19 protein-coding genes and 1 tRNA gene are annotated in these 17,326 nt (G+C 66.1%); 8 read left to right on the forward strand and 12 right to left on the reverse strand.

The annotated features are described in order from the left end of the window. Positions 1–123: 123 nt before the first annotated feature. Entirely contained in the window at positions 124–1,299 is a 1,176-nt protein-coding gene (locus tag GRI42_RS08135; protein ID WP_160607905.1) for a glycosyltransferase family 4 protein, read from the forward strand. Between the two features lie 8 nt (positions 1,300–1,307). Here GRI42_RS08135 and GRI42_RS08140 read toward each other — a convergent pair whose 3' ends face one another. Continuing rightward, positions 1,308–1,760: a hypothetical protein gene (locus GRI42_RS08140; protein ID WP_160607907.1), complete on the reverse strand. Its 453-nt coding sequence runs from the start codon at positions 1,758–1,760 to the stop codon at positions 1,308–1,310. A gap of 75 nt (positions 1,761–1,835) precedes the next feature. Further along, positions 1,836–2,453 (reverse strand): PadR family transcriptional regulator, encoded by a 618-nt coding sequence (locus GRI42_RS08145; protein ID WP_234033914.1) that lies wholly within the window; start codon positions 2,451–2,453, stop codon positions 1,836–1,838. Positions 2,454–2,558: 105 nt separating this feature from the next. Between GRI42_RS08145 and GRI42_RS08150 the strand changes: the two genes are divergently transcribed. The 3 genes from GRI42_RS08150 (at position 2,559) to GRI42_RS08160 (ending at position 4,913) form a co-directional block, all read left to right on the forward strand. Beyond that, positions 2,559–3,875 (forward strand): replication-associated recombination protein A, encoded by a 1,317-nt coding sequence (locus GRI42_RS08150; RefSeq protein WP_160607909.1) that lies wholly within the window; start codon positions 2,559–2,561, stop codon positions 3,873–3,875. Beyond that, complete coding sequence (locus tag GRI42_RS08155; RefSeq protein ID WP_160607911.1) at positions 3,868–4,746, forward strand: hypothetical protein; 879 nt, start codon at positions 3,868–3,870, stop codon at positions 4,744–4,746. Before GRI42_RS08150 ends, GRI42_RS08155 begins: the two co-directional genes overlap by 8 nt. Positions 4,747–4,837: 91 nt before the next feature. Beyond that, a tRNA-Thr gene (locus tag GRI42_RS08160) sits at positions 4,838–4,913 on the forward strand. A 7-nt stretch (positions 4,914–4,920) separates the two neighbouring features. Here the strand turns inward: GRI42_RS08160 and GRI42_RS08165 are convergent. Continuing rightward, positions 4,921–5,193, reverse strand: coding sequence for a hypothetical protein (locus tag GRI42_RS08165; protein ID WP_160607913.1), 273 nt, complete (start codon positions 5,191–5,193; stop codon positions 4,921–4,923). A gap of 103 nt (positions 5,194–5,296) precedes the next feature. Here GRI42_RS08165 and obgE point away from each other — a divergent pair, with 103 nt between their 5' ends. The 4 genes from obgE to GRI42_RS08185 all read left to right on the forward strand — a co-directional run bounded on the left by obgE (position 5,297) and on the right by GRI42_RS08185 (position 8,905). Next, entirely contained in the window at positions 5,297–6,358 is a 1,062-nt protein-coding gene (obgE, locus tag GRI42_RS08170; RefSeq protein WP_160607915.1) for a GTPase ObgE, read from the forward strand. A 7-nt stretch (positions 6,359–6,365) separates the two neighbouring features. Beyond that, positions 6,366–7,487, forward strand: a complete 1,122-nt coding sequence (gene proB / locus GRI42_RS08175) for a glutamate 5-kinase (RefSeq protein ID WP_160607917.1) — start codon at positions 6,366–6,368, stop codon at positions 7,485–7,487. Beyond that, positions 7,484–8,398 (forward strand): NAD-dependent epimerase/dehydratase family protein, encoded by a 915-nt coding sequence (locus GRI42_RS08180; RefSeq protein ID WP_160607919.1) that lies wholly within the window; start codon positions 7,484–7,486, stop codon positions 8,396–8,398. The genes proB and GRI42_RS08180 overlap by 4 nt, the downstream gene beginning before the upstream one ends. 99 nt (positions 8,399–8,497) lie before the next feature. Then, a complete protein-coding gene (locus GRI42_RS08185; RefSeq protein ID WP_160607921.1) occupies positions 8,498–8,905 on the forward strand; it encodes a hypothetical protein in 408 nt (135 codons plus the stop codon). 40 nt (positions 8,906–8,945) lie between these two features. Here GRI42_RS08185 and GRI42_RS08190 read toward each other — a convergent pair whose 3' ends face one another. The 9 genes from GRI42_RS08190 to GRI42_RS08230 form a co-directional block, all read right to left on the reverse strand. After that, on the reverse strand, positions 8,946–9,701 hold the full coding sequence (locus GRI42_RS08190) for a phosphoadenylyl-sulfate reductase (RefSeq protein ID WP_160607923.1): 756 nt from the start codon (positions 9,699–9,701) through the stop codon (positions 8,946–8,948). Beyond that, positions 9,698–10,159, reverse strand: coding sequence for a DUF934 domain-containing protein (locus tag GRI42_RS08195; protein ID WP_160607925.1), 462 nt, complete (start codon positions 10,157–10,159; stop codon positions 9,698–9,700). The genes GRI42_RS08190 and GRI42_RS08195 overlap by 4 nt, the downstream gene beginning before the upstream one ends. Then, the gene (locus GRI42_RS08200) at positions 10,152–11,786 is read right to left on the reverse strand and encodes a nitrite/sulfite reductase (RefSeq protein ID WP_160607927.1); all 1,635 of its coding nucleotides are present in this window, start codon (positions 11,784–11,786) and stop codon (positions 10,152–10,154) included. The genes GRI42_RS08195 and GRI42_RS08200 overlap by 8 nt, the downstream gene beginning before the upstream one ends. A 1-nt stretch (position 11,787) precedes the next feature. Beyond that, entirely contained in the window at positions 11,788–12,084 is a 297-nt protein-coding gene (locus GRI42_RS08205; RefSeq protein ID WP_160607929.1) for a DUF2849 domain-containing protein, read from the reverse strand. Further along, a complete protein-coding gene (gene cobA / locus GRI42_RS08210) occupies positions 12,081–12,839 on the reverse strand; it encodes a uroporphyrinogen-III C-methyltransferase (protein WP_160607931.1) in 759 nt (252 codons plus the stop codon). Before cobA ends, GRI42_RS08205 begins: the two co-directional genes overlap by 4 nt. Positions 12,840–13,009: 170 nt before the next feature. Then, complete coding sequence (locus GRI42_RS08215; protein ID WP_160607933.1) at positions 13,010–14,053, reverse strand: mechanosensitive ion channel family protein; 1,044 nt, start codon at positions 14,051–14,053, stop codon at positions 13,010–13,012. Between the two features lie 2 nt (positions 14,054–14,055). Then, the gene (metC, locus tag GRI42_RS08220; RefSeq protein WP_160607935.1) at positions 14,056–15,267 is read right to left on the reverse strand and encodes a cystathionine beta-lyase; all 1,212 of its coding nucleotides are present in this window, start codon (positions 15,265–15,267) and stop codon (positions 14,056–14,058) included. Between the two features lie 2 nt (positions 15,268–15,269). Next, a complete protein-coding gene (locus tag GRI42_RS08225) occupies positions 15,270–16,103 on the reverse strand; it encodes a sulfurtransferase (RefSeq protein WP_160607937.1) in 834 nt (277 codons plus the stop codon). A 37-nt stretch (positions 16,104–16,140) separates the two neighbouring features. Further along, a complete protein-coding gene (locus GRI42_RS08230) occupies positions 16,141–17,247 on the reverse strand; it encodes a hypothetical protein (RefSeq protein ID WP_160607940.1) in 1,107 nt (368 codons plus the stop codon). Between the last annotated feature and the right edge of the window lie 79 nt (positions 17,248–17,326).

Genomic DNA, 17,326 nt, shown 5'->3' on the forward strand with positions numbered 1-17,326 from the left:
TGGCGGCAATAATGTTGCAACGCAGCAAGTCAATGCGAAATAGGAATCCATCGACAGGCCGTTCGCCCTGCCGGATCAACGCCCTCTCGCCAAAAACGGTCCTGCGCCTTATGGGCGCAGGCAATGGACGTAACGGATCTTCGCATCGCCCTGTTCAGCGGGAACTACAATTACACCCGCGACGGGGCGAATCAGGCACTGAACCGGCTGGCGGATTACATCCTGCGGCAGGGGGCGAAGCTGCGCGTCTATTCGCCGGTCGTCGAAGCGCCCGATTTCGAGGCTACGGGTGATCTCGTCGACATCCCGAACGTCCGGATGCCGGTAAAGGGGCGCGGCGAATACCGTCTGCCCCTGCGGCTAGGCAGCGCGGTAGAGGAAGACCTTGCCCGCTTCGCGCCGAACACCATGCACCTCTCCTCGCCCGACCCGGCTGCGCACGGGGCGTTGAGATGGGCCCGCAAGCGCGACCTGCCCGTGCTGGCGAGCGTCCATACCCGCTTCGAAACCTATCCGCGCTATTACGGCCTTTCCTTCCTCGAACCGGTGGTCGAGGCAGGACTGCGCCGGTTCTACAATCGCTGCGACGCGCTGGTCGCACCCTCCGACAGCCAGATCGCCGAACTGAAGGCGCAGCGCATGCACGAGGACATCAGCATCTGGTCGCGCGGCGTCGACCGCGAGATTTTCGATCCGTCCAGCCGCGATATGGAATGGCGCCGCGCTAACGGGCTGGCAGACGATGACGTGGCGATCGTCTTCCTCGGCCGGTTGGTCATGGAAAAAGGGCTCGACGTGTTCGCCGACACCATCGTCGAACTGCGCAAGCGGCAGGTGCCGCACAAGGTCCTCGTCATCGGTGACGGCCCGGCTCGCGGCTGGTTCGAGAAAACGCTGCCCGGCGGCATTTTCGTCGGCTTCCAGACCGGCAAGGACCTTGGCCGCGCGCTCGCCAGTGGCGACATCTTCTTCAACCCGTCTATCACGGAGACCTTCGGCAACGTCACACTGGAAGCGATGGCCTGCGGCCTGCCCGTGGTTGCCGCGGGCGCGACCGGCGCGGCCAGCCTTGTCCGCGACGGGGAAACCGGCCGCCTGGTCCCGCCGAGCAAGACCGATGCCTTTGCCAAGGGCTGCGCAGTAGCGCTGGCTCCCTATTGCACGGACGACGCGCTGCGCCTTGCGCATGGCGCGGCAGGCGAACGCGCAGCCCGCGCCTACAGCTGGGACGCGATCAACCAGGCGGTAATCGATACCTACCTGCGGCTGCACACCGGTCGCGCAGCCACAGGCCGGTAGGTTTCAGGTCAGGACAGGACGCCCGACGCTGTCATCCTGCGCGAATACCACAGCAGGAACAGCGTGATCCCGAAGATCACCAGCGTGAAAATCATTGGCGTGGTCGTGTCGGTCATGCCCGGCATCGGGCTGGACCACTGGTGGAGCATCCCCAGCACAAGGCCGATCAGCGAGGCGACGAATGCGTGGAAAGCATGGCGCTTGCGCATCAGCAGCAGGACCGAACCTGCCACCGCGCCCCATACGCCGAGGCCCCAGCCGATATTGGCCCACAGCGGCATGGCATTCATGTATTCGATGGCGGCATCGACCGTAACGCCGGTCGGCTCCATCATGCCGGCGAGATACTCGCGGTTCTCGGTTTTCGACATGAAATAGTCGTAGGCACCGAAACCATTCCAAACCAAGGACAACAGGCCGACCACCCACAGGTGCACCGGCGCTTTCGCAGAAGCGTCCATATCACTTCCCTCCGATTTGCGACCTCTCCGCCGCGCAGACTAGCGGCGCGGACTGGAGGCGCAAGCAGGAGCGTGTCAGAGCCGTTCGACCTTCTTTGCCAGATCGTCGACCAGATCCACGATTTCACGGATCATGGCGTCGTCGAGTTCGCCGCTCCGGGCCTTGTTCTTGAGAACGGTGGCGAGGTTTCCGACCGCTCTGAACATCTCTGGGGTGGCATAAGCCCGGCGGCGCTCGCCGTGGCCTTCGAGACGCGCGAAAAGTGCCTCCACCTCGTCGGCGCGATCGGCCAGTTCGGCCCGGCCCGCTTCGGTCGCCTCGAACGCCTTGCGCGTCTCGTCACCCTTGGCCTGCGCGATCGCGCCTTCGTCTTCCAGCAGCGACAGGGTCGGATAGACCGTGCCCGGGCTGGGTGCGTAGCTGCCACCGGTCAGTTCCTCGACCGCCTTGATCAGTTCGTACCCGTGCCGTGCCTCGTCCGCGAGTAGCTTGAGCAGTACGAGCCGCAATTCGCCCGAGCCGAACATGCGGCGACGACGCGATCCTCCGCGCCTGCCGAAAGGCCCGCCCGGACCGAACGGACCATCGGGGCCAAACGGGCCGTCGCGGCCGAAAGCCTCGTCCCATCCGCCCGCCATCATGTCGACGTAGGGCATCTTTCCGAACTTGCGCCACTTGTATGCCTTGTGCATTGGCAATTCCTTCATATCTTCGATAGCACTAAGATATATCTTACAAAAAGCGATACACAAGAGGGCGCTGCAATTTGTCTGCCGACGCCCTATGTCAGCCGACGAATGACCGACCTGTTTCCCGATGATCTGCCCCCGACGCCTGCAACGGATGCCGTCCGAGAGGACGCGCCGCTGGCCGACCGCCTACGCCCTGCCTCGCTGGACGACGTAATCGGGCAGGACCATCTGACCGGTCCCGAAGGCGCAATCGGGCGCATGGTCGCCGCCGGCCGCCTGTCGAGCATGATCCTGTGGGGGCCGCCCGGTACCGGCAAGACCACCATCGCCCGGCTGCTGGCTGACAGCGTGGGCATGCGCTTCGAAAGCGTCAGCGCCGTATTCAGCGGTGTCGCGGACCTCAAGAAAGCCTTCGCCGCGGCCGACAAGGCCGCCGAGGCCGGGCAGCGCACGCTGCTGTTCGTGGACGAAATCCACCGCTTCAACCGCGCGCAACAGGACGGCTTCCTGCCCTTCGTCGAGCGCGGCACGGTCACACTCGTCGGTGCGACGACGGAGAACCCCAGCTTCGCCCTCAACGCCGCACTGCTCAGCCGCGCGCAGGTCCTGATCCTCCAGCGGCTCGACCATGCCGCGCTCGGCCAGTTGCTAGACCGGGCGGAAGAACTCGAAGGCCCCCTGCCCCTCACTCCCGAGGCGCGCGACGCGCTGGTCGCAAGCGCCGATGGCGACGGGCGGTTCCTGCTCAACCAGGCAGAGATGCTCTACAATGCGAAAATTCCCGAGCCGCTCGACCCGGCGGCACTCGGCAAGTTCCTCCAGCGCCGCGTCGCGGTCTACGACAAGGACCGCGAGGGGCACTACAACCTGATTTCCGCGCTCCACAAGGCGGTGCGCGGCAGCGACGTGCAGGCGAGCCTCTATTATCTCGCGCGGATGCTGACCGCGGGCGAAGAACCGCGTTTCCTTGCCCGCCGGCTGGTGCGCATGGCGGTCGAGGATATCGGCATGGCCGACCCGCAGGCGCTGGTTCAGTGCATGGCGGCGAAGGACGCCTATGAATTCCTCGGCAGCCCCGAGGGCGAGCTCGCGCTGGTACAGGCCTGCACCTACCTTGCCACCGCGCCCAAATCGAACGCGGTCTACAAGGCGCAGAAGGCCTCGTTCAAATCCGCGAATGAAACCGGCAGCCTGATGCCACCGCAGAACATCCTCAATGCGCCGACCAAGCTGATGAAGGATATCGGCTACGGCTCGGGCTATAGCTACGACCACGATGCCGAGGACGGATTTTCGGGCGACAATTACTGGCCCGAAGAAATGGAGCCGCAGACCTATTACGAGCCCGTCGAACGCGGCTTCGAGCGGGAGGTCAGGAAACGGCTCGACTATTGGGACAAGCTCAGGCGCGATCGTGGCTAGGTTCAGCCACTTCCTCGCGATCGACTGGTCGGGTGCGAAGGGGCCGCGCCAGAAGGGCATCGCCCTCGCCATCGCCGATGCCACGGGCGGCCCGCCCGTCCTCGTCGAACGTGGCGCAGGCTGGGGGCGCGAGGACGTGCTCGCGGTACTTGCCGAGGACCTGCCCGGCGATACGCTGGTCGGCGTCGATCTCGGCATTGCCTTGCCGCACGTTGATTGCGGCGCCTTCTTCCCGGGCCATCGCGAGGATATTCCCGATGCGCCTGCACTCTGGTCGGTGATCGACGACGTCTGCCGGTCGGAGCCGCATCTCGGTGCGCAACCCTTCTTGGAGCATCCCGATTTCCGCCCCTATTTCCGCGACGGGATCGAGACCGGCCGCTTCTTCGGATGCGACAATGCCGCGCATGGTCGCGGACGCTTCCGCGCCACCGAGACGGCGCAGGCCAAGATGGGCTGCAAACCCTATTCGAACTTCAATCTCGTCGGCGCGGCGCAGGTCGGCAAGTCGAGCCTGACGGGGATGCGGATGCTGAACCGCCTGCGCGGGCGCCTGCCCGTCTGGCCCGTCGATCCGCTGCCGGGCGAAGGCTCTGCGCTGGTTGAAATCTACACCAGCCTCGCTGCTATCGAAGCGGGACGGAGCGCAGGGCGCGCGAAGATGCGCAGCTTCGAGGAATTGAACGCGGCGCAATCGGCTCTCGGTTCGCCGCCGGTAAGCGGTGCGGGCCCGCTCGACGACCATGCGTCCGATGCCCTGCTGTCCGCCGCTTGGCTGCGCAAGGTTGCAGGCGATCCGTCACGCTGGCAGCCCAGCGGCCTCACCAAGGGCATCGCCCGAACAGAAGGCTGGACTTTCGGGACGCTTTGACCGAAAGGCGCACCCCGTCCTCAAGCAGCGAAGCTATAGGATGGGAAAAACACCCGTCCTCAAGCAGCGAAGCGTTAGGACAATAGGGAATGCCGGCTTAGCTCAGTTGGTAGAGCAGTTGATTTGTAATCATCAGGTCGCGGGTTCGACTCCTGCAGCCGGCACCACCCCCCCTTATTCGTCCTCTTCCGCCGCCTCGCTCGCGGCGAGGAGATCCATGAAATTCCGTGCCGCCTCGCGGTCCTCCTCGCTCTTGAAGGCGACGTCGAGGTCGGGCGCGGCGCCGAGAATGAACAGCAGCGACCACAGGGCAAAGCGTCGGCCCCGGTCCTTTTCCAGGCCCAGGTCGACGCGGGCACGCTCGATCCCCGCTTCGAGCGCGGGGGGCGTGACTTCGCCAAGGTCGTCGGTGCCGAAATAGCGGCGCATCAGATCGTCGAACTGCATGGCAGGCGGCGTAGATGCGTTTGGCCGTGCCCGCAAAGACATTTGGCGTTCCGACGTGCGCCGATACTCGCCATTACCGACAAAACCGACTAGGGGCGCTCCCATGCATTTCCTCGACCAGGCCAAGATCTATCTCAAGAGCGGCGCGGGCGGCCCCGGCGCCGTCAGCTTCCGCCGCGAGAAGTATATCGAATACGGCGGACCCGACGGCGGCAACGGCGGCAAGGGCGGCGACATCGTGTTCGAAGCCGTGCAGGGCCTGAACACGCTGATCGACTTCCGCTATTCGCAGCACTTCAAGGCCAAGCGCGGCGGCCACGGCATGGGCCGCGACCGCACCGGCGCAGGCGCGGACGACCTTGTGATCCACGTGCCTGTCGGGACGCAGATCCTGTCGGAAGACAAGGAGGAAGTCCTCGCCGATTTCACCGAGGTCGGCCAGCGCGTCGTCTTCCTCGAAGGCGGCATGGGTGGCCGCGGCAACGCCAGCTACAAGAGCTCCACCAACCGCGCCCCGCGCCAGCACCAGCCGGGCGAACAGGGCGAGGAAATGTGGGTCTGGCTGCGGCTGAAGCTGCTCGCCGACGTGGGCCTACTCGGCCTGCCCAATGCGGGCAAGTCGACCTTCATCAACCAGGTCACCAATACCAAGGCCAAGGTCGGCGCCTACGCCTTCACCACGCTGGTGCCCAAGCTCGGCGTGGTGCGCCACAAGGGCCGCGAGTTCGTCCTTGCCGACATTCCGGGCCTGATCGAGGGCGCAGCCGATGGCGCGGGCATCGGCGACCGCTTCCTCGGCCATATCGAACGTTGCCGCGTGCTCATCCACCTGATCGACATTGCCGGACAGGACCCGGCCGACGCCTACCAGACTGTGAATGCCGAGCTGGAAGCCTATGGCGAAGGCCTGATCGACAAGCCGCAGCTGGTCGCGCTGAACAAGCTCGACCTCGCCGACAGCGAACTTGGCAAGGCCTTTGCGGACGAATTGCTGGCCGCGGGTGCTGACAAGGTGTTCTCCATTTCCGGCGCCACGGGCGAAGGCATCGACGAATTGCTCGACGCCGTGCTCGGCTATCTGCCCGACCGCACTTCGACCGAAACCAAGGCCGCCGAGGTCGAGGACATGGACGCCGACGACGCGGCCGACTGGTCGCCCATCTGACACCGTCATGGCCATCGCGTCCCTCGCCGAGATCCGCAGCACCCGCCGCCTGATCGTCAAGATCGGCTCGGCACTGCTGGTCGAGCGGGGACAGCCGCGCCGGACCTGGCTCGCCACTCTGGCGGAGGAACTGGCGCAGCTTCGCGCCGGCGGGACCGAGATCATCGTCGTCTCTTCAGGCGCGATCGCGCTGGGCGCGGCCAAGCTCGGCCTCGAAAAGGGCGGCCGGGCGAGCCTTGCCGATGCGCAGGCCGCTGCTTCGGTCGGGCAAGTGGAACTCGCGCGCCTCTGGGCCGATGCGCTGGGCGCGCAGGGTCTCCTTGCCGCGCAGATGCTGGTGACGCTGGGCGACCTTGAAGACCGCAGGCGCTATCTCAATGCCGCCGCCACTTTGGGCCGCCTCGTCGAGACAGGCGCCATCCCGGTGGTGAACGAGAACGACAGCGTCGCAACCGAAGAAATCCGCTTCGGAGACAACGACCGGCTGGCCGCGCGCGTGGCGCAGGCGGCAGGTGCGGAAGCGGTCTTGCTGCTGTCCGACGTGAACGGCCTCTACGACCGCAATCCGAAAGAGCCGGATGCGGCGCTCATCCCCCGTGTTGAAGGTGTCACGCCCGAAATCATCGCCATGGCGAGCGCGGACTCGGGATCGGGCCTCGGTTCGGGCGGAATGCTTGCGAAGCTGCAGGCCGCGCGCATCGCGGAACGGGCAGGCATTGCGCTGGCGATCGTCAACGGGACCCACGACAAGCCTATCTCGCGGGCGCTCGACGCCGGCATCGGCACGCTGTTCGTCGCACAGGGCGATGAAAGCGCGCGCAAGGCCTGGCTTTCGGGCCGCCTCGCGCCTGCAGGCGTGCTGACGGTCGATGCCGGCTGCACCCTTGCGCTGGAGCGTGGGGCCAGCCTGCTGGCCGCGGGCCTGACCGAGGTCGAAGGCGATTTCCGCCGCGGTGACCTTGTTGCGATCCACGGCGCGAAAGGCGAGCGGCTCGGACAGGGCCTCGTCGAATACGATGCCGCGGAATGCCGCGCCATCCTCGGCCTGCGCGAAGACGAGCAAGCGGCACGGCTCGGCTACGTGCCGCGCGCCGCAGTCGTCCACCGCGACCACATGGTGCGCGCATGACAATCGCGCTGTCCGGGGCAACGGGGTTCGTCGGGCAGGCCGTGCTCGACGTGGCGCAGCAGCGCGACATCACCGTGCGCGCGCTCACCCGCAAGCCGCAGCCGCCGCGAAAGGGCGTGGAATGGCTGCCGGGCACACTCTCGGACGAGGCAGCGCTGGCGGCCCTGTGCGAAGGGACCGAGGCCATCGTGCACGTCGCGGGGCTGACCAACGCACCCGAACCTGCCGCCTTCCATGAGGCCAATGTCGCCGGGACCGGGAGGCTGATCGCCGCCGCCAAGGAAGCGCGGGTGAAGCGCTTCGTCTTCGTTTCCTCGCTCTCGGCGCGAGAGCCGGCCCTGTCCGCCTATGGCGCATCCAAGGCGGAGGCCGAGACGCTGGTGGAAGCGAGCGGGCTCGACTGGACGATCATCCGTCCGCCGGGCGTCTATGGCCCGCGCGACGTCGACTACTTCGAGATGTTCCGCACCGCCTCATGGGGTTTCGTGCCGCTGCCGCCGGGCGGGGCCAGCTCGATCATCCACGTCCACGACCTGGCGCGCCTGCTGCTCGACCTGGTCGACGCCCAGCCCGCGCTGGTGCGCCGCCGCACCTTCGAGCCCGATGACGGGCGCGAGGGCGGCTGGTCGCACAAGGAACTCGCCAAGGCCATCGGCGCGGCGGTGAACCGGCGGGTCTTCGCCCCGCACTTGCCCAAAACCGTGCTGGAACTCGCGGCCAAGGGCGACCGGATGCTGCGCGGCGACAAGGCCCGGCTCACTGCGGACCGGGTCGGCTACATGACCCATCCCAACTGGGTCGCCCGTTCCGATCGCAAGGTGCCCCGCGCCGTGTGGGAGCCGGTCATCCCCGGCGAGGAGGGCCTGCGCGAGACTGCCGAGTGGTATCGGCGCGAAGGCTGGCTGCGATAGGCTTGGCATAGGCCGCGCACAGGCATAGCGTGCTGCCAGGGATCGCGAGTCGCATTGGCGGGAACGACCGCCTCAACGATCACGATTTGGGGAAAAAGCATGAAAAGACTTGTACTTGTCGCTGCACTGGCGGCTGTCTCCGCCTGTTCCGAGCCCGCCACCGAAGCAACCGACGAAGCCGCAGTCGAAGAGCCCGCAGCCGAGGAAGCGGCCGCAATGGCTGCCGATGGCGGCCCGCCCTATGGCGATTTCAAGGTGACAACCGCCGAAGGTGAAGTGTGGACCGAAGCGGTCAGCGAAGACGGCACCTACACTTCCACCTCGCCCACCGGCGAAACCGAAACCGGCCGCTGGGTCCAGCGCGGCAACCAGTATTGCACCACCAAGGACGAAGAAGGCGCGACCGAGGTCTGCCACACCGAATCCGTAGATGCGAACGGTGTCTGGACCGCTGTCGATCCGGAAGGAAACACGGTCACGGTCGAGCGCGTAGCCGCCGCCGAATAACATTCGGGCGGGCGTCGCCGGGCGGCGCCCGCCTGTTCCTTTACAGGAAGGGCTCCTCGCCCGGCTTGTGGATGCCGCATTCCACCTTGTCCCAGCCCGACCAGCGCCCCGCGCGCGGGTCTTCGCCGGGGGCGACGGCGCGTGTGCAGGGCGAGCAGCCGATGGAGGGAAAGCCGCGTTCGACCAGCGGGTGGCGCGGCAGTTCGTGCACGCTCATGTAGGCGGCGATGTCTTCCGCTTTCCAGTCGATCAGCGGGTTGACCTTGAGCCGCCCCTGCGCATCGGAGGTATCGACCTCGAAGCGCGGCAGGTTCGCCCTGGTGGAAGACTGGAACGCCTTGCGCCCGGTAAGGCTGGCATCGAACCGCGCAAGCGCCTTTTCCAGCGGCCGCACCTTGCGCAATTCGCAGCAACCGTCGGGATCGTAGGACCAGCGAAGCCCCGTCTCGTCGCGGGACTGGAGATCGGCAAGGTCGGGATAAACATCCACCCGGTTGAGCCCGAGCAGGTCGGTAAGCTCGTCGCGATAGGCCAGCGTTTCGGGGAAATGCTTGCCCGTTTCCAGGAACAGCACCGGGATCGAGTGGTCGATTTCGGACACGAGATGCAACAGAACAGCGCTCTCCGCGCCGAAGCTGGAGACGATCGCCATGTCGCCCACCAGATTGCCCTCGATGACCGCGCGCAGCCATTCCTCGGTCTCGCTGCCGCGGAACATGCGGTTCAGCCGGACCGCGTCATGGTCCGTGAACCGCGGCCCTGTATCGAGCCGATCTATGGGCCGCGTCTCGTTCATGCGGGGCGCGCGCCCTCATGTCGCTTGGCCCAGATAGGCTGGCGGGCATCAGCTGCAGGCTGGTATACTTCGGGCCAGCGATCGAGCGCCGATTCCAGATCGCCTTCGTCGAGCGCGGCATCGGGTTCGAAGGCATCGAAACCGCAGCGCCGCATGTAGGCGACCTGGTCGACCAGCACGTCGCCCACTGCCCTGAGCTCGCCTTCATATCCTGCTTCGCGCAGGATGCGGGCGGAGGAATAGCCGCGCCCGTCACCGAAGGCGGGGAAGTTCACCTCGACCAGCGACAGGCGTCCAAGGTGCGGGATGAGCGCGCGTGCGTCGTCGCCCGGTTCCACGCGGACCGCGCTGGCATCCTGCTGGTCGAGGAAGGAATCGACCGTCACCGCCGCATCGTCGACCTGTTCGTCGTCGCGGAAGCGGATCAGCGTGTCGGTGTCGGAAACGAAGTCAGCCATACAGGGCCTCCTTGAACGGGGTCATGCCGATACGGCGATAGGTGTCGAGGAAGCGCTCGCCGTCCCGGCGCTCGCGCAAATAGACGTCAGCGGCCGTTTCCACCGCGTCGACGATGCCAGCCTCGTCGAAGCCGGGGCCGGTGATCTTGGCGAGGCTCACGTCTTCCGCCTCGCTCCCGCCAAGCAGGAGCTGGTAGTTTTCGACGCCCTTCTTGTCGACGCCGAGGATGCCGATGTGGCCTGCATGGTGATGCCCGCAGGCATTGATGCAGCCGGAAATCTTCAGCTTGAGCTGGCCCAGCGCCTCGGTCTTGCCGTTTGCGGCGAAGCGTTCGGAAATCTTCTGCGCGACGGGGATCGAACGCGCATTGGCGAGGCTGCAATAATCGAGCCCCGGGCAGGCGATGATGTCTTCGATCGTGTCGAGATTGGGACTGCCCAGCCCCGCTGCCTCCAGCGCGGTCCACAGCGCGTACAGGTCGGCCTTGCGGACATGCGGCAGGACGATGTTCTGCGTGTGCATGACGCGCAGCTCGTCGAAGCTGTAATCCCTGGCGAGGTCGGCCATCAGGTGCATCTGCTCGGCCGTGGCATCGCCCGGAATGCCGCCGACCGGCTTCAGGCTGATCACCGCTGAAACATAGCCCGGCGCCTTGTGCGCGATCGTGTTGCGATCGACCCACAGCGCGAAATCGGGATCGCTCCGGTCGATTTCGTCGGACAGGCCGTCCTCGAACAGCGGGTCCTCGAAATAGCCGCGGATACGCTCCAGTTCGGCGAAGGGCGGTTCGACGCCCTGCCCGAGCAGGTGGGCGAATTCCTCCTCGACCTGGCGCGTATATTCCTCCGCGCCCAGTTCGTGGACGAGGATCTTGATGCGCGCCTTGTACTTGTTGTCGCGTCGTCCGTGGCGGTTGTAGACCCTGAGCGCCGCTTCGGCGTAGGTCACCATCCGGTCGAGCGGGACGAAGGCGTTGATGCAGGGCGCGATCATCGGCGTGCGGCCCATCCCGCCCCCGACATAGAACGCCGCGCCCAGCTCGCCTGCTGCGTTGCGCACGATCTGGATGCCGATGTCGTGCAGCCGCATTGCCGCCCGGTCGGTATCGCTGGCGATGACCGCGATCTTGAACTTGCGCGGCAGGTAGCTGAATTCGGGATGGAAGCTCGACCACTGGCGCAGCAGCTCGGCATAGGGACGCGGGTCGACGACCTCGTCCGCCACGGCTCCGGCAAAGTGGTCGGAAGAGATGTTGCGGATGCAATTGCCGCTGGTCTGGATGGCATGCATCTCGACGCCGGCAAGATCGGCGAGGATATCGCCCGCATCTTCCAGCTTGATCCAGTTGTATTGGATGTTCTGGCGCGTCGTAAAATGGCCGTAGCCGCGGTCGTACTTGTCCGCGATGTCGGCAAGCATGTGCATCTGCCGGCTGTCGAGCGTGCCATAGGGGATGGCGACGCGCAGCATGTAGGCGTGCAGCTGCAGGTAAAGGCCGTTCATCAGTCGCAGCGGCTTGAACTGTTCTTCGGTCAGCCTGCCTTCGAGGCGGCGACGGGCCTGGTCGCGGAATTCCTCCACGCGGGCATCGACCATGGCCTGGTCGTATTGGTCATAGCGATACATGTCAGATTACCCAGCTGCCGATATCGGGATCGGCCGGTTTGAGCGTCAGGTCGGGGCGCACGGTGGGGCCAAGCGCCCGAACGCGGTCCTTGATATGCGAAGGGCGCGGGCGGCCCTGGTGCAGCGAAGCATCGATGGCATAGGGCGCGTTGACGCGGCGGGCCGCTTCCTCGCGCCGTGCGATCTCGTCCTCGGTGCCGGTCACATCGACCGCATCCTCTACGTGGAGCGACCAGTCATTGCCGGTCCACCAGGTCACGGCTCCGGTCCTGAGGTCGTTTCCGGTCAGCAGCCTCATCGCGCCACCTCCTGTGCAAGGGTTGAAAGGGTGATGTCGTCGCGCGCGGTCACTTCGCCGATCACGATGAGCGCAGGGCTCACCACGGCTTCGGCCTCGACAAGCTCGGGCAGCCAAGCAAGCGGTGCGCGGAGCACACGCATTTGCGGGCGCGCGCCGTTTTCGATCACCGCAACCGGCATGTCGGGCGCAAGGCCGTCTTCCATCAGCTTCTCGGCGATCATCGGGGCCGTCTTGACGCCCATGTAAATCACAAGCGTGCGGCCCTTGCCGGCAAGGCCTGCCCAATTTTGCTGCTTCAGCCCTTTGCACTGGCCGGCAACGAAGCTGACGATGGACGATGCATCCCGGTGGGTGAGCGCGATCTGCGCGGCTGCTGCGGCGCCGTTGGCTGCACTGATGCCGGGGACGACCTCGACGGGAACGCCGGCGGCGCGTGCCGCCTCGGCTTCCTCGCCGCCGCGACCGAAGATGAAGGGATCGCCGCCCTTCAGGCGGACCACGTCGACGCCCGACAGCGCGATGCGCACCAAGAGGGCATTGATGTCTTCCTGCGGCATGGTGTGGCGCGCACGCTGCTTGGCCACGGAGACGAGCTCCGCATCGGGCCGTGCGAGCGCCAAAATGCTGGGATCGACCAGGCCGTCGTGCACGATGACCGCCGCCCGTTCGATCAGGCGGGCAGCGCGCAGCGTCAGGAGGTCGGGATCGCCCGGCCCCGCGCCGACGAGATGGATGGTTCCGGGTTTTGCCATTGCGCCAAGATGATCGGCACCGGCCTCCCGCGCCAACCAGAATGAGTGCGCATCAGGGAAGTGGAAATTTTGAAATCGGAAATGTCCGCCATGAAAGGCGAAATTTCAAAACCGGCGCTGCGCAGGCGAGAAGGTCAGCTATTCCAGCATCTTCTAATATCGAGATGCGGCTATTCGCCCTTTTCCTTGGCCATGATCGCCAGCAGCTTGTCCAGCTGGTCGCTCGACCGGATGTGCAGGTCGCGCTGCGGGAAGGGAATTTCGATCCCGTTTTCCTTGAACAGCCACCACAGCTTCTTGAGCACGGCGCTGCGCACGTTCCCTACCCCGTCTTCGGGATCCATGATCCAGCAATGGATGGTGAAATTGACCGAATTGTCGCCGTACTCGTTCATCCACACGGTCGGCGGCGGGGCCTTGAGCACGCGGTCGCAGCTGGCCGCCGCTTCCAGCATGAGCTTTTCGACGAGGTTCATGTCGGCTTCGTAGCTGACCCCGACCGGGACCTGCATCCGCACGTTCTTCGACGAATAGGACCAGTTTTCGACCTGGTTGATCATCAGGTTCTCGTTCGGGATCAGGTATTCGCGCTGGTCGCGGGTCGTCACCGAAACCGCGCGCACGCCGATCTTGCGGATCTGGCCGAAGCTTTCATTGCCCGCCATGTCGGTGACTGCGATGACGTCGCCCGGCTTGATCGACTTGTCCATCAGCAGGATGATCCCGGCGATGAGGTTGCCGAAGGTTTTCTGGAGGCCGAAACCGATTGCCAGGCCGAACGCGCCCGAGAACACGGCCAGCGCGGTAAGATCGATGCCGAGCAGGTCGATCCCCATGAAGAACGCCGCTGCCCAGATGGCGATGGTGATGATCTTCTCGACCAGCAATTGCTGCGTGTCGTCGAGGCGCTGGACCCTGCGCACCATGCGGCGGGCAACCCTGCTGGCGAACCAGGCGAAGGCGATGACGCCGAAAACGATGGATGCCACGATGAGCACGTCGAACACCGACACGCGCATATGGCCGAGGCTGATCGCCAGCCCGTCCAGCGTGTCGACGATCGAGCCGACCGTCTCGCTCTTGCCGCTGACCGCTTCCTTGATGCCTTCCGACGCCGCAACCGCCGTTTCGGGCGGTGCAGGTTCTGCAAGGCTCCACGCCTGTTCGACCGGTGCTGCCGTTTCACTGCTTGCGGGTGGTGTTTCGCCCTGCACGTCTACCCCTTGTCCATCGCGGCAAATGCCTGATCCAGATCGGCAATCAGGTCGCTCGCATCCTCGAGACCGATCGATAGGCGAATGCCGCAGCATTCGCCAACCCCCCAGCCATCCTTGGGCCAAGGCATGGTGCTGCGGATCGGGGGAATGTCGAAGGGGATGGCAAGGCTTTCGAAGCCGCCCCAGCTGTAACCGAGGCCGAACAGGTCGAGCGCGTCGACGAGGCGGCAGCGCGCGGCATCGTCACGATCCTTCAGCACGAAGCTGAACAGCCCGCACCCGCCGGTAAAATCGCGCTTCCACAGCTCATGGCCGGGTGCGCCCGGCAGCATCGGGCACAGCACATGCGCCACATCGTCGCGCGCATCGAGCCATAGGGCGAGTGCGAGCGCGGTGGCCGTCTCTCGCTCCAGCCGCACGCCCATGGTGCGCAGCCCCCGCAATGCGAGCGCGGCATCGTCGGGCGAGACGACATGGCCGAGCTGTTGCGCCGTCATGCGCAGCTTGCGATACCACCGCTCGCCGGCACTGGCCGCGCCGAGCATGAGGTCCGAATGGCCGCCGACATGCTTGGTCAGCGCGGTGATCGCGATATCGCAGCCATGCGCGAGCGCGGTGAAGCCGAGCGAGGTCGCCCAGGTGTTGTCCACCAGGCTGACCGCACCCTTCTCGCGGGCAATCCGCGCCAGCGCCGGGACATCGCACACCTCCATCGACAGGCTGCCCGGATTTTCCAGCATGACTGCCTTCGTGTTCTCGCAGAAGGCAGCGGCAAAGCCGTCCACGTCGAGCGGGTCGAAGAAGCGGTGCTGCACGCCGTAGCGCTTGAGTATTCCCATCGCGGTATTGCGGGTCGGCTCGTAGGCATTGTCGGCCACCAGCAGCACGTCTCCGGGCTTCAGGACCGCCATCAACGCGGCGACGATTGCTGCAAGGCCGCTCGGATAGAGCACGGTGCCGGCCGCCCCGGGCTCCAGTTCGGTGAGCGCATCGCTCAGCGCCCATTGGGTCGGCGCGCCGCGGCGGCCGTAGAAGAAATGGCCGTCGTCATTCGACTTCTGGCCCTCCCGCAGCGAAGCGCAATCGGCATAGAGATGCGTGCTGGCGCGCCAGACGGGCGGATTGACGACGTGGGCCGAGAAACTGCCAGAGCGCCCCGTTGTGACCAGCCGCGTGCCCGCGCGAAGGTCCTTGTCCCGATTGCCTGCCATAGTCAGTTTCGCGCCCCGCTTTCCTTCGGTGTGTCGGGGTCTGCGCCCCATTCCATCCAGCTTCCGTCGTACAGGACGGCATCGTCCTTGCCTGCCAGTTCGAGCCCGAACAGCAGGACGCAAGCGGTCATGCCGCTGTTGCAGCTGGTGATGACCGGCCTGTCGAGATCGACCCCCGCCGCTTCGAAGCGGGCGCGGATTGCGCCCGGAGAGCGATAGGTGCCGTCCTCGTTCAGGAGCGATCCGAAGGGCACATTTGCCGCGCCCGGGATATGCCCTTCCGACCCGCTCCCTTCCTCGCCGGCGAACCTCGCGGCATCGCGCGCGTCGACCACCTGCGCCGCTCCGCTGTCTAGATTGGCCAGCATGTCATCCTTGTCGGCAATGGCGCGCGTTTGCGGGGGTTCGGCGTAATCGCGCGGCGCATGGTCCGCGCAGCCTTCGTCCACCTCGCGGCCCTCCGCCACCCACTTGCCCAGCCCGCCGTCGAGGATCGCCACATCGGGCTCGCCCGCATGGTCGAACAGGAACCACGCGCGCGCGGCACTGCGGATGGCGCTGTCGTCGTAAAGAACGATCCGGCTGCCGTGGGTCACGCCCAGTTCGCGCATCCGTTCGGCGAATTGCGCCGGAGTGGGCACCGCCTTGGGTACGCTGGAGGCAGGGTCGATGAAGCTGGCAAGGTCGAGGAAACGCGCGCCGGGTATGTGGCGCTGCGCGAACTCGGCCTGCGCATCGCGCTCGCTGCCGGGGAGATGCATGGTCGCATCGAGGATGACGAGATCCTGCGCCCCCAGGCGGGCGGCGAGCCATTCGGTCGAGACGAGCTTGTCCATCGGGCCGTGCTAGCGTGGCCGCACGGCAGTGTCGATGTCAGTCGAGCGCCCGCGCCGCGACCGGCGACCAGCTGCGCAGCCCCTCGTCCAGCCTGAAGGGAGCGACGCGCCCGCCATCCTCGACGCCCTGGCCGATGACGAAGGTCTTCACCTGCGGCGCATCGCCTGCGCCGTCGACACGGACCCGCAGCAGAGGCACGAGCAGCGCCATCGGGCCCTGACGGATGACCTTTGCCTGCGCCAGCGAGAGGATCAGCTTGCCTTCGTGGCGCACGCTCTGGCCCGGAGCGATCCGGTCGAAGGCATGGCGCTGGTCGAGCATGGAGGCAGGCGTTGCCACCTGCTGTTCGGCAGGCAAATCGCCATGGGCTGAAATCAGGTCCGCCGACAGCTTCACGTTGGAAAGCGCCGAGGTCGACCGGTTGATCAGCGTAACGCGGTAATCGAGCGTCGCATTGGCGAAAGAACGCGTCAGCCTGATCGCCTCTGCCCTGATCTGGATGTCCGCAAGGGCGGGCGCGGCAGGAGCATTGACTGTCGGCTTCACGACGACAGGCCGCTCGATCTCGGGCGGTGCCGCGTTAGCCGTCCTGCGGCGCCAGACAAAGCATAGCCCGCCAAGCAGGACGAGGAGCCCTGCGCCGCCGCCGAACCATGTCCACGGCAGGCCTGCCTGCTCCTCAACCGTCTCGGCACCGGCGTCGGCGGGCGGTGCGATCGGCTCGATATCGGGGAATGGCGTCGGGGTGGGTGGCGTCTCGGGTTGGGTGGATGCCTCCGGCGTCGGTGCAATTTCGCCTGAAACCGGTGCGGACGTGGCTCGAACCGAAGGCGTGGGGGTGGGCCGCACGGCCTGCGCCGGACGCGGCGTGCTGCCGGTGAGGGGCTCGGGCGTGATCCGGGGGGTCGGTGATTGCGTCGCGGTCGGAGCCGGAGTCGGCGTGGTCGTGGGCCTCGCAGTCGGGATCGCGCGCGGACGGCGCGGCACGCTGGCGCCTTCGGTATCGACCGGACCCTGCACATTCGGGCTGGGCGTCGGCGTCGGCGCCGGAGGAAGCTGGAAATCCTGCACGCCCTGCGCGGCCAGGGACGCTGGCATGGCAAGGACGAGCGCGGCGAGAGGGAGGCAGAAACGCTTGGTCATGGGATCGGTCGGGTCTGATCGGGAAGCCGCGCTGAATAGGCCGTGAAGCGACCCTGTCCAAGCCTCGCCTTGCGCAAGC

The organism is Qipengyuania gaetbuli, assembly GCF_009827315.1.
Taxonomy (GTDB): Bacteria; Pseudomonadota; Alphaproteobacteria; order Sphingomonadales; family Sphingomonadaceae; genus Qipengyuania; species Qipengyuania gaetbuli.